Raw genomic sequence first — 12,099 nt, 5'->3', positions numbered from 1 at the left:
GGGTAAACAAGGGATTGAGCAGTAGCAGACAGAAACCAAATGTGCTATTTATCGCGGTAGACGACTTGCGTCCTCAGTTGGGCTGTTACGGAGATGAAACTGTGCAGAGTCCCAATATTGATAAATTGGCAAAATCAGGTGTTTTATTCAACCGGGCTTTTTGCCAGCAAGCTGTGTGTTCTCCTTCACGGACTTCTTTAATGACCGGAAGAAGACCAAATACAACAAAGGTTTGGGATTTAAATACACATTTCCGTACGACGATTCCAGATGTAGTTACATTACCTCAATATTTTAAAAACAATGGTTATCATACTCAAAGTATTGGTAAAATTTATCACGATCCAGCATCGGCACAAGATGCACTTTCCTGGTCTGTACCAGAGATACTTGCAGTAACCAAAAAGGAAGGCAAATATGTGCTGCCTTCTAATCTTCAAAAAAAATCGGCTAAGGCCGCCGCATCAGAACTGGCAGACGTGCCTGATAATGCCTATGTCGATGGACAGGTAGCAGACCAGGCTTTGGAGGTTTTAAGGAAAGTTAAAGACAAACCCTTCTTTCTGGCCGTAGGATTTCGTCGCCCGCATTTGCCTTTTAGTGCGCCAAAGAAATATTGGGATATTTATAAACGGGAAAATATTACCCTGCCTGTTCAGCGAAAACTTCCAAAAAACATACCTGTCTACGCCGCTCACAACAGCGAGGAGCTTAGAGGGTATAGTGACATTGGGTTTAATAATTTAATTACGGATACCAAAACGCAGGAATTATTACATGGTTATTATGCTGCGATTAGTTACACTGATGCCCAGATTGGAAAGGTGCTGGCCGAATTAGACCGTTTAAATTTAACGAAAAATACCATCATTGTATTGTGGAGTGATCATGGATTCCATTTGGGAGAGAAAGGGTTATGGGCAAAATCAACCAATTATGAACTGGATACCAGGGTGCCTTTGATTATCGTGGCTCCGGGGAAAAAGCAAGGTGTCAAATCTAACGGACTGGTTGAGCTGGTAGATTTATACCCAACTTTAGCTGATCTGGGCGGCCTCCAAATTCCCGATAGCCTGGAAGGAACCAGTTTAGTGCCATTATTAACCAAGCCCAATCAACCATGGAAGAGCGCAGTGTTTAGTCAGTTTCCCCGGCCGTGGCAATACAAAGGAGCACCAGATTTAATGGGGTATGCGATGAGAACGGACCGCTATCGCTACGTGGAATGGCGTGATTTTAAAACGGCTGAAGTCAAAGCAACGGAGCTTTATGACCATCAGGTCGATCCTGCTGAAGTAAATAATATAGCTGATGTTTCTTTGAATATTACTTTGGTTAAAGAACTAAAACAAAAGCTTAATGACGGATGGTCGCAAGCTCGCCCAAGCAGGCCGCAATGATATGCTGGCCTGGTATTGACAACGCTCTTGCGGCTGATAACAGAAACAAAGCAACATCCGGAAAACGTCATTTAGCCCGTTTCAATTTTAAGCTGTCCAAAGAAAATAATATAACCATCCAGAAGTAAAACATGACGAATATTTTTCATATCTTGTAGTACATATTAACAAAAAATATCCCATTTTTGAAGGCATTATGGCAATAAATGATTTAAGTAAAGACCTGGCTCCCATCAGTTCAAGCACGATGGCAGATGTTGTTGAAGTTAGACTGAGAGAATATTTGAAAAAAAAATCCTTCCGGCCCGGGGATGCCTTGCCAAAGGAACTGGAGTTGGCTGAAGCTCTGGATGTGAGCCGAAATGTACTCCGCGAAGCTTTGAGCAGATTACGCATGCTGGGCATGGTAGAAACCAAAAAGAAAAGGGGGATGATATTGGCCAGGCCGGATATACTTGGCACATTTGAACGGGTTCTGGATCCCCTGATTATTGATAAAGAAACGCTTCAGGATATTTTCGAACTGAGGCTCGTGCTGGAAATGGGATTGGCGGACCTATTATATATCAGAAAAACAGATAAGGACATTGCAGAACTTGAAAGTATAGCAAAGAAAGAAATAAACCATGACAATTCATTCCGGATCAAAAATGAGATCGCTTTTCATGGCAAGCTGTACGAAATGTCTGGCAACAATACACTTAAAAGATTTCAAATCATGCTGCTTCCCATTTTCGATTACGTAGTGACACTCGAAAAGAAGCCTACCAGGGGCAAGGTCAACCATATGGATTTGGTTCAGATTCTCAAAACCGGTTCAAAAGACGACTTCAAAAAAGGAATGGAGGCTCATTTGCAACCTCACTTTGACAGATTAAAATAAATAGCCTCTGAATGAATTATTATTTTGATTTGTAAAAAATAGTTCACACTTTTGATATGTACTACATAAGTACTATAACCAGATATAATGATTCCATTCGAGGCACAAGAGATTTACGGCAACTGGGCAACCTTATTACTTCCGATCAATGATGACGATAGCATCAATTATCAACAGCTGGAACAAGAAATTGATGCGCTGATCTCCTTTGGTGTCGATGGTATTTATTCCAATGGTACGGCAGGAGAGTTTTACAATCAGACCGAAGAGGAGTTTGATCAGGTAAACGGCATGCTGGCTTCAAAATGTAATGCTGCAGGGATGCCGTTTCAAATCGGCTGTTCGCACATGAGCCCTAAAATATCTTTAGAAAGATTAATACGAGCCAGGAAATTAGAACCTTCAGCCATTCAGATCATTCTGCCAGATTGGTTTGTCCCGTCCATGACAGAGATCATTGATTTTTTGAAGGTAATGACTGCAGCGGCTGATCCAATTGGTTTGGTCTTGTATAACCCACCTCATGCTAAAAGGAAGCTTAGTCCATTAGATTTTGCAGAAATACTGAACTCAGGCATCCCCTTGATTGGCTGTAAAGTTGCAGGCGGAGACGAACAATGGTATCAGGAAATGCGCAGCTTGCCGGTGCCTTTCTCTGTGTTTATTCCGGGACACCACCTGGCAACAGGAATTTCCCGGGGCGCACATGGCGCCTATTCAAATGTGGCATGTCTAAATCCCAAAACGGCACAAACCTGGTATAACGATATGATCAGCAAAAACGGTGACCCTTTTGAACTGCAATTCAGAATCCAAAGATTTATGAATGATTGTATCGTTCCTTATATAGTGGATCAAGGCTATTCAAACCAGGCTGTAGATAAATTTATGGCTGCTGTAGGCGGCTGGACAAATATAAGTCCCAGGTTGCGCTGGCCTTACAGGTCAATACCAGAAGATGATATCTTGTCTGTAAGGGAAAAATGCGCTGAGCTTTTGCCGGAAGTTTTTTATAAATAATATAGTTTAAAATCATCTCATAATTAATTACATGTTTCTTTTCAAAAACCACCCTGTTAAGCTGCACCTGTTAAGAAATAGCCTGGCTATAATTTTTATAAGTACCCTTGCTTTATTATTTAACGGATGCAAAACAAGGCAGCTTAAATCTGGTAAAGCATTGCTGGACAGCAGTATTGTTTTTGCTCCGGGTGGTGAATTTGCCTCCATGCGGATACCTGCGTTGATAATGTCGAAAAAAGGCACGTTACTGGCTTTCTGTGAAGGCAGGATTGGCACAGCCAGTGATTGGGCTGATATGGATCTGCTGATGCGGAGAAGTAAGGACGGCGGACGTACGTGGGAGCCTAATGTTGTAATCGCGCCAAGAATAGGCGGACAACCGACCAGCAATGCAACGCCCATCGTTGATGAAAACGGGGTGATTCACCTGCTGTATCAGCGTGATTATGCTAAGGCTTATTATACCAGTTCTGCAGATGATGGGCAAACATGGAGCCCTGCTGTTGATATTACTTATGCTTTTGATGCCTTCAGGCCCGAATACGACTGGAAAGTTCTTGCCCCGGGTCCCGGACATAGCATTCAGTTAAAGAATGGGCGTTTATTGGTGCCAGTGTGGTTAAGCGATCCCGCTAAACTTAAGCCCAGACGCAGCCATGCGCCATCCTGCATCGCTACCATTTATAGCGATGACCATGGCAAAACCTGGAAACGCGGGGCCATCGTTGCCAATAATTCTCCTGAATTCATGAATCCAAGTGAAACCATGGCCATCGAGCTAAATGACGGACGTGTGATGTTAAACATCAGGAATGTCTCCGGGGCTCATCGAAGAGGTATTAGTTATAGTCATGATGGCATCAGCGGGTGGACAAAGCCAGTTTTTGATGAGGAATTGTTCGAGCCGATCTGTATGGCGACGATCATCAGGCTACAGGACAAACAAAATCCCGCAATATTGTTCATTAATCCTGATAACCAGATTTCTGATGGAAAGCCCATTCCAAAATACCCCCGTAAAAATCTTATGGTGAAAGTGAGCAACGATGAAGGCAAGAGCTGGCCTATAAGAAAAGTAATTAATCCCGGACCAGCTGGTTATTCAGACGTAGCTGTCGGACCAGATGGCACTATATATTGCCTTTATGAATCAAATTCAGATAAAGGGTTTAACTATACCATGGTGCTCAAAAAATTTAACATGGCCTGGCTTCTTCAAAAATGAATTAAACCGATCGGCTTCTGCTGATTAATACATATACCCTAGTAAACAAGAATAAATTATATAAAAAGACATGAATAAAATAACCGGATTAATAGCTGCAACATTTGCAGCTTATCGTGAAGATGGAACAGTAAATTTAGACATTATCCCAACGATAGTTGACAAAATGATAGCTGATGGATTATCTGGCGTATTTATTTGTGGGACAAACGGAGAAGGCCCGAACTTAACGATAGACGAAAGAATGTCTATCGCGGAAGCTTATGTAAAAGCGGTGGACAAACGTATTCTGGTATTGGTTCACGTGGGGCATAGTTCTATTTACGAGTGCCGCAAACTGGCAGCTCATGCAGAGCAGATCGGAGCCGATGCTATATCTAGCGTAGCAGCCTTTTACTTCAAGCCGACCAGTGTTGGCAATCTGGTTAAAAGTATGGCAGAGATTGCATCAGCAGCACCGAATACCCCTTTCTATTATTACAGTATCCCAACATTAACCGGTGTCGGCATGGATTTGGTGGCTTTCCTGGAGCATGCAGAAGATGTAATCCCTAATCTTGCAGGTATCAAATACACCGCATCTACGCTAAATGAATATCAGGCTTGCTTAAACTATAAAGGAGGCAAATTTGATATTCTCTTCGGATATGATGAAATGCTATTGCCTGCACTTGCCGTGGGCGCCAAAGGGGCAATTGGAAGTACTTATACATTTGCTGCACCATTATATCTAAAAGTGATGAAGCTCTATAACGAAGGAAAGAGTGAAGCCGCCGCAGCTATGCAGTTACATTCAGTAAATATGGTGCGTTGTTTGGTCAAATACCCTCCCATTCCGGCTCAAAGGGCAATAATGAAGATGGAAGGGCTTGATCTGGGTAATTGCAGGCTGCCTCTCGAGCCGCTTTCAAATGCTGACGCAGTACAATTTAAAGCGGCGCTGGACGAGATCGGTTTCTTCAATGCCGTTAAGCAGCCTTAATCATGAACAGATTTTTTCACTTTCTTTTTATCTCCCTTATGTCATTAGTTTTAAATAAGGGGATTGCGCAGGACGCTTCCAGATCTCACTTGAAATGGAGTAAGCTGCAGCCGGTCCCCGATCCTATTGGTTTTGCCGGCTCCTTCTCCGGTGTTGCTAACGGCGCATTGCTGGTTGCCGGCGGTGCAAATTTCCCCGATGGAGGAGCTCCGTGGACGGGTTCCGTGAAGGCCTGGCATGACGACATTTTTGTATTGGAAAGCCCTGAGGGGAAATGGAAGCACGCGGGAAAATTACCACATTCATTGGGATATGGCGCTTCTGTAAACTGGAAGGGCGCTTTGATTATTTTAGGCGGAAGTAACGAAAAAGGACATCATTCTGAAGTGGTTGTACTAAACTATAAAAACGACGCGGTAGAAACCAGCAGATTGCCGGATCTGCCTCATCCAATAGCGAATACGGCTGCGGCATTGGTTGACGATGTCATCTATGTTGCCGGAGGTATTGAAAACCCTGAGGATAAGTCCGCCGGACAGAACTTTTGGTCACTGGACCTGACTTCGGAACATAAAACCTGGAAGATCTTAAAAAGCTGGCCCGGTCCTGCAAGAATGCTGAGTGTTGCCGGAGCACAAAAAGGGATGTTTTATTTGTTTAGCGGAGTTGAGCTGCTTGAGGGGAAACGTAAGTATTTAAAAGACGCGTATAAGTATTCACCTGCAGGTGGATGGAAACAAGTTGCTGATCTTCCAAGTTCTGTTGCCGCTGCGCCCACACCAGCATACTCCGCAGCAGCTACTCTGCTGATATTCGGAGGAGACGATGGCGAACTTGCCCCTGAGGCAGCAAATTTAAAAGAAAATCACCCGGGATTTTCAAAGCAGATCCTAAATTATAATACCCTTACAAATACCTGGAAGGTGACAGGAAAGATCTTTACAGCTAAAAAGTACGACGCTGTAAAAAATCCTAATGGAAGCATCTGGGCTCCGGTGACGACTACACTGACAGTTTGGAAGGGGAACATTGTGATTCCCGGTGGCGAGGTCAGGCCCGCTACACGAACGCCAAATGTATTAATGGCAACACCTGAAAAACACCATTAACAGATAAATACCAGCAGATGAAGAATTCCGGACAAACCACTTCCTTTTATTCATGGATAGTTGTGGCAATGCTATGGATCGTGGCATTTTTAAATTATCTCGACCGCATTTTAATTACATCAATGCATGATCCCATTGTAATGGATTTTAAGCTGACCGATGCGCAGTTTGGTTTACTTACATCTGTGTTTCTCTGGTCGTATGGGTTTTTAAGCCCTTTCGGGGGTTATCTGGCCGACAAATACAGCAGAAAAAAGATGATCGTAATGAGTATTATGGTCTGGTCTGCCGTTACATTATGGACCGGTTTTGCGACGTCATTTCATGAAATGCTGGCTGCCCGTTTTTTAATGGGCGTGAGCGAGGCCTGTTATATTCCTGCAGCACTGGCATTAATTACAGATTATCATAAAGGTAAAACACGCTCTTTGGCAACAGGATTACACATGAGCGGTCTGTATGCAGGCCTTGCACTTGGAGGTTTAGGTGGTTATATTTCAGAATTGTGGGGCTGGCGTTCCGGGTTCCACATTTTCGGAATCATTGGTATTGTGTACTCGTTTGTGTTGTTGTATGTTTTAAAGGACCATAATGTTGAACCTTCAGAAGACGAAGGGGAAAAGGAATCTGTATCACATAAAATGAGCCTTACCGGGGCTTTAAAAGTTCTTTTTAGTGAAAAATCTTTTTTTGTCCTCCTGTTCTATTTTACAGTACTGGGCATGGTAAACTGGATTGTTTATGGCTGGCTGCCTACTTTTCTGAAAGACCATTTTCATCTTGACCAGGGCGAGGCCGGGATTTCGGCAACCGGATATGTGCAGGCAGGCTCTTTTATCGGTGTAATTTTAGGAGGCATTCTGGCAGACAGATGGACACGCAAAAATGACAAAGGCCGGTTGTATATTCTTATTATTGGTTTCACTATCGGAGCGCCGTTTTTATTTCTGATGGCTTCCACAAATATTTTTGGTATTGCCATCCTGGCCATGATGGTTTTTGGTTTGGCAAGAGGTTTTAACGACGCCAACCTGATGCCGATTCTGCGCCAGGTTTCTGATCAGAGATATGTAGCTACAGGCTATGGCTTTCTCAATTTTTTAAGCACCATTGTAGGTGGCCTGATGGTTTATATTGGCGGTGCGTTAAAAGACGCCCAGATCGATCTCTCCATTATTTATCAAATTTCAGCCGGTATGATGCTTCTGGCAACCTGGTCTTTGTTTGCTATAAAACTAAAAAAGAACAACACACAGAATTAATCATATGAAACTAAAACTGTCTATATCCGTGGTTCTTTTTACCCTTTTTGTTCGTACAGACATCCTGAAAGCCAATGTTTCATTGCCGGCAATCATCTCCAGCGGAATGGTCCTTCAGCAGCAAACCCAGGTCTCTTTGTGGGGAAAAGCGAAGGCAAATACAAAAGTAACAATACTTACTTCCTGGAACCAGAAGCTGCATACCCTAAGCAGTTCGAAAGACGGATCCTGGAGGCTGTCTGTACTGACCCCGAAAGCAGGCGGGCCATATAAAATTACTTTTAATGACGGCAGCAAACTGGTGCTTGAAGATATACTGATCGGTGAAGTATGGTTGTGTTCAGGACAGTCAAACATGGAAATGCCTGTTAAGGGATTTGGAAACCAGCCGGTACTAAATTCAAATGATATATTAACGGAGGCGGAGGAGCCGGGTGTCAGACTTTTCAGGATAGAAAAGAAGATGTCAAAGACGCCGCAAACCGAACTAAACGCCAAATGGGAAAATACAAATGCCTCAACTGTGAAGGAATTCAGTGCTGTAGGTTATCAGTTTGCGCGCATCCTGCAGCAAAGATTAAAGGTTCCTGTAGGGATCATTCAGTCTGCTTATGGCGGTACCGATATAGAAGCCTGGATGGATCTTAAAAGTCTGACCGGTTTTAACGACTTCAAAATACCTGCTGATACCGCTAAAAGCACCAAGAATGATCCCGGCGTATTGTTTAATGCAATGATCAACCCGATTATTGGCTATTCGATCAAGGGAACTATATGGTACCAGGGAGAAAACAACAGGTTTAATTCGCACAGTTATGATAAAAAAATGGCCGCCATGGTAAAGTTCTGGCGCGGACTTTGGGCTCGTGGAAATTGGCCGTTTTATTATGTCCAAATCGCCCCAAATGTTTACAAGGACGTTGCCGATAGCATCCCGCTATTGTATGAGGCACAATCCAGAGCGATGGTACTGATTCCGAATTCGGGAATGGCGGTAAGCGTTGACGCAGGAAGTATGAAAACCATACATCCGCCCGATAAAACGATTATCAGCAAAAGGCTTGCATACTGGGCATTAAATAAAACATACGGCAAGACAGGCATAACCTATATGGGTCCCGTTTATAAAACGCTGAAAGTAACAGGCGGGAAAGCCATTCTTGGTTTTGATGAAATTCCAAACGGTCTGACGGCATACGACAAACCCTTGATTTCGTTTGAAATATCCGGCAGCGATAAAGTTTTTTATCCGGCCGAGGCAACGATCTCCGGAAAGACAGTTGTGGTACAAAATGACGCAGTTAAAAGTCCTGTAGCAGTCAGGTATGCCTTTAAAGACAGGTTCTCCGGGAACCTGTACAATACGGAAGGCATACCTGCACAGCCTTTCAGAACGGATAACTGGTAATTTTATACCCGGCTAAAACTTATAAGACAGACTTGCTGCGAAATTTCTTTGTTTTTGTGGATTCACTGACCAGTAACCAATATAATATTGTTCGTTGGTCAGGTTATTTACATTAAATGCGACTCTGATCTTGCGGGAGTTGTAAAAAATACCTCCATTAAGTAAAGTATAATCAGGAAGATAGAAAACACCCGTTATACTATTGTCGATTGCTTTATACTTACCCGCATAATTGCCGCCTATTCCGAGGCCAAAGTCTTTTAATGTACCATGTCCAAATTTGTAAGTCGTCCATAAGTTGGCAAGATCCTGCGGGCCTTGTCCTCCCGGAGTTCTTCCAGGTTCATTATAAAAATCAATTGAAGCCCCTGTCAGTACTTTTATTGAATTGTGACTGTAGCCGGCAATCAGGTTTAATCCTGAAACAGGATTGACGTTGATATCCACTTCAAAACCCTGACTTCTGACTTTCCCGCCCTGTATAGAGTTCAGCTGATTGGCGGGATCTGTGTATACTCTGTCGGTTACCTTAATGTTATAATAAGAAACAGTTGCATTGAGCTTATCCGAGAACAAATTTGTTTTTACTCCAAATTCCCATTGATTTGCATGCTCCGGTTTAAATGACTTTATGCCCAAAACAACACCGTCGACATTATAGTTTACCCCTGGTTCTTTATTGATGAATGCATTCATATAGTTTGCAAAAACTGAAACCTTATCTATTATCGGCTGATAAACCAGACCTAATTTCTGAGACAATACGAACTGATCAAAATCATCTTCCTTTGTCTCTTTATCACCAGGCGAATCAAAATAATCCGTCCTCAAACTCACCATTGCTGAAAAATTCGGCGTAAAGTTGAGTACATCAGAAAAATAAGCACTGTAAGAACTGTTGGAGATTTCAGTATTGCTTCCTTCCATTCCGGCTAGCAGATTGTTAACAGATGCCTTTGTCAGGTCTATGGCTGGGGCCTCCGTGCGGGTAGGATCACCATTCGCGTCTAAATTTTCTTCATCGTAATAAACACGGGTCGTTATTCCGCCTTGTGGGGTTACCCGTCTGCCTGATGCCCAGCCAGAGCCATTATCTTTCACATTACGATGATAATAATCTAATCCAACCAGGAGCCGGTTTCTTAGACCTCCAATTTTAAAATCACCATTAAAATTCTGCTGGATATCGATGGTTCCTGTCACCTGGTTTTCGTTATGGAAATATTGATCAAAGTAATCGTCTTCAGGTTCATCATCCCATATGTAGGTGTACATGCCATCAGACTTTACTCTGCCGCCAGAAATCACAGTTTGAGAATGCCACTGGTCTGATAGCTTATACGACATTTGCCCCTGTAAGTTATAGCGTGGATTTTTTGTTGTTAAATCGTTACTGGTAAAAGAAAGCTTGTTGTCAAGGTTCAATTCCGCTAAGTTTTTAAAGTCAAGCGGGGCGGTTCTGTTTGAATGAAAAAATACTGGAGCAATGGCCCGTTTTTCCTCAAGTATTTCCGCAAGAATATTAAACGACAGTCTGTCATTAACTTCGTAAGATAAAGAAGGGGCAATAAAAAAAGATTTTTTAAATCCTGCATCCTGAAAGCTGTCTTCTCTGTGAATAGCAGTGTTGATGCGCAATGCAATCTTTTTTGTTTTGCTAAGTGGCGCGTTTACATCGACTGTCAGCCTGTTTAAACCATAGCTGCCTTGATTATAAGTGACTTCTCCGCCAAAGTCATAATATGGTTTTTTTGTAATGGTATTAATGAACCCTCCATAGCTATAGAAGCTGCCCCCAAACAAGGTTGCGGACGGGCCTTTAATTACTTGTATTTCTTCTACATCCGACGGATCCAGATTACCGCTTGTTAAACCAGGCAATCCATTGATCAGACTAGGTTGGGCATCAAAGCCACGCAGGGCAAAATAAGACGCTCCGTCCCCGGCTCTGCCCGTAGACTCCCAGGTCCTGGTAATTCCTGGCACATTTCTAAGTGCATCATCGTAACTTGTGATCACCTGTTGTTTTAATATTTCTAAGGGAACGGAATTATACACCTGCGGGTTTTCCAGATTTTTCAACGGCATTTTGGCTACAACAACATTTACCTTGTTTGAATTTCTGGATGATATGATTACTTCACGAAGCTCATCGGCATTTTCTTTGAGTATAAAGTGAACTGTTGTAGTCTCCCCAGATCGTATTTCAACAGACTGCTGCTGTGTTTGCAATCCGATGTAAGAGGCCGTCAATGTATATGATCCAGGTTTAATGTTCTTAATCTGATACTCACCGTTTTTACTGCTGCGCGCCACTCTGTTGGTGCCCTTTAAGGTTACACTTACAAATTCTGCCGCGCTGCCATCAGATGTCTTTACTGTTCCAGTGACGCTCCCTGTTTGCGCGAAGGACATGCTTACAGAACATATGAATAGAAAGATAGAAAAAGTTAAGGTTTTAATCATCGTGTGTTTAATTTGATTTCGGGGCAAATGTATTATTTAAAACTATTCTAAACAAAACTATTTAAAATAAATCTAAATAATTAGCCTACTGGATTAACTGTATATCAGGCAGATGTGTAAGATGACAGTTACAAACATCAATGCGTTTAAATCTAAGTATGTGAATTATTGCATCTATGTTGCAAAAAATATTCTTCGGTTCAATCGTAATTGTGCAACTTTGTTGCGTGTAAAGGGGGCGTACGCTATGCCTTCCGTATTTGAGTTATTAAAAAGATGAATTATGAAAACAAACAACAAATATGACGTTATCATTATTGGAGGAAGCTACGCAGGCCTGT

At 42.6% G+C, this 12,099-nt stretch carries 9 protein-coding genes; 8 read left to right on the top strand and 1 reads right to left on the bottom strand.

Annotation, left to right across the window (positions count from 1 at the left end):
* The 8 genes from VK541_RS04110 to VK541_RS04075 form a co-directional block, all read left to right on the top strand.
* The coding region (locus VK541_RS04110; RefSeq protein ID WP_324367199.1) for a sulfatase at positions 1-1,400 on the top strand (1,400 nt) is incomplete at its 5' end.
* A gap of 196 nt (positions 1,401-1,596) precedes the next feature.
* Complete coding sequence (locus VK541_RS04105; RefSeq protein ID WP_324367197.1) at positions 1,597-2,283, top strand: FadR/GntR family transcriptional regulator; 687 nt, start codon at positions 1,597-1,599, stop codon at positions 2,281-2,283.
* Positions 2,284-2,370: 87 nt separating this feature from the next.
* Complete coding sequence (locus VK541_RS04100; protein WP_324367195.1) at positions 2,371-3,303, top strand: dihydrodipicolinate synthase family protein; 933 nt, start codon at positions 2,371-2,373, stop codon at positions 3,301-3,303.
* 31 nt (positions 3,304-3,334) lie between these two features.
* Positions 3,335-4,531, top strand: coding sequence for a sialidase family protein (locus VK541_RS04095; RefSeq protein ID WP_324367193.1), 1,197 nt, complete (start codon positions 3,335-3,337; stop codon positions 4,529-4,531).
* Between the two features lie 70 nt (positions 4,532-4,601).
* Positions 4,602-5,513, top strand: coding sequence for a dihydrodipicolinate synthase family protein (locus VK541_RS04090; protein WP_324367192.1), 912 nt, complete (start codon positions 4,602-4,604; stop codon positions 5,511-5,513).
* 38 nt (positions 5,514-5,551) lie between these two features.
* A complete protein-coding gene (locus tag VK541_RS04085) occupies positions 5,552-6,622 on the top strand; it encodes a galactose oxidase (RefSeq protein ID WP_324367190.1) in 1,071 nt (356 codons plus the stop codon).
* A 17-nt stretch (positions 6,623-6,639) separates the two neighbouring features.
* Positions 6,640-7,884 (top strand): MFS transporter, encoded by a 1,245-nt coding sequence (locus VK541_RS04080; protein WP_324367188.1) that lies wholly within the window; start codon positions 6,640-6,642, stop codon positions 7,882-7,884.
* Between the two features lie 4 nt (positions 7,885-7,888).
* Positions 7,889-9,292 (top strand): sialate O-acetylesterase, encoded by a 1,404-nt coding sequence (locus VK541_RS04075; RefSeq protein WP_324367186.1) that lies wholly within the window; start codon positions 7,889-7,891, stop codon positions 9,290-9,292.
* A 12-nt stretch (positions 9,293-9,304) separates the two neighbouring features.
* Here the strand turns inward: VK541_RS04075 and VK541_RS04070 are convergent, their stop codons facing one another.
* The gene (locus VK541_RS04070; protein WP_324367184.1) at positions 9,305-11,758 is read right to left on the bottom strand and encodes a TonB-dependent receptor; all 2,454 of its coding nucleotides are present in this window, start codon (positions 11,756-11,758) and stop codon (positions 9,305-9,307) included.
* Positions 11,759-12,099 lie beyond the last annotated feature (341 nt).

Origin of the sequence: Pedobacter sp., from assembly GCF_035317785.1 — a bacterium.
Classification (GTDB): Bacteria; Bacteroidota; Bacteroidia; order Sphingobacteriales; family Sphingobacteriaceae; genus Pedobacter.
This window is presented reverse-complemented; position numbering and strand designations above follow the sequence as displayed.

Bases quoted from the DNA above. Each gene is read 5' to 3' on its own strand.
- VK541_RS04105 (WP_324367197.1), top strand. From the start codon at position 1,597: ATGGCAATAAATGATTTAAGTAAAGACCTGGCTCCCATCAGTTCAAGC.
- VK541_RS04100 (WP_324367195.1), top strand. From the start codon at position 2,371: ATGATTCCATTCGAGGCACAAGAGATTTACGGCAACTGGGCAACCTTA.
- VK541_RS04095 (WP_324367193.1), top strand. From the start codon at position 3,335: ATGTTTCTTTTCAAAAACCACCCTGTTAAGCTGCACCTGTTAAGAAAT.
- VK541_RS04090 (WP_324367192.1), top strand. From the start codon at position 4,602: ATGAATAAAATAACCGGATTAATAGCTGCAACATTTGCAGCTTATCGT.
- VK541_RS04085 (WP_324367190.1), top strand. From the start codon at position 5,552: ATGTCATTAGTTTTAAATAAGGGGATTGCGCAGGACGCTTCCAGATCT.
- VK541_RS04080 (WP_324367188.1), top strand. From the start codon at position 6,640: ATGAAGAATTCCGGACAAACCACTTCCTTTTATTCATGGATAGTTGTG.
- VK541_RS04075 (WP_324367186.1), top strand. From the start codon at position 7,889: ATGAAACTAAAACTGTCTATATCCGTGGTTCTTTTTACCCTTTTTGTT.
- VK541_RS04070 (WP_324367184.1), bottom strand. From the start codon at position 11,758: ATGATTAAAACCTTAACTTTTTCTATCTTTCTATTCATATGTTCTGTA.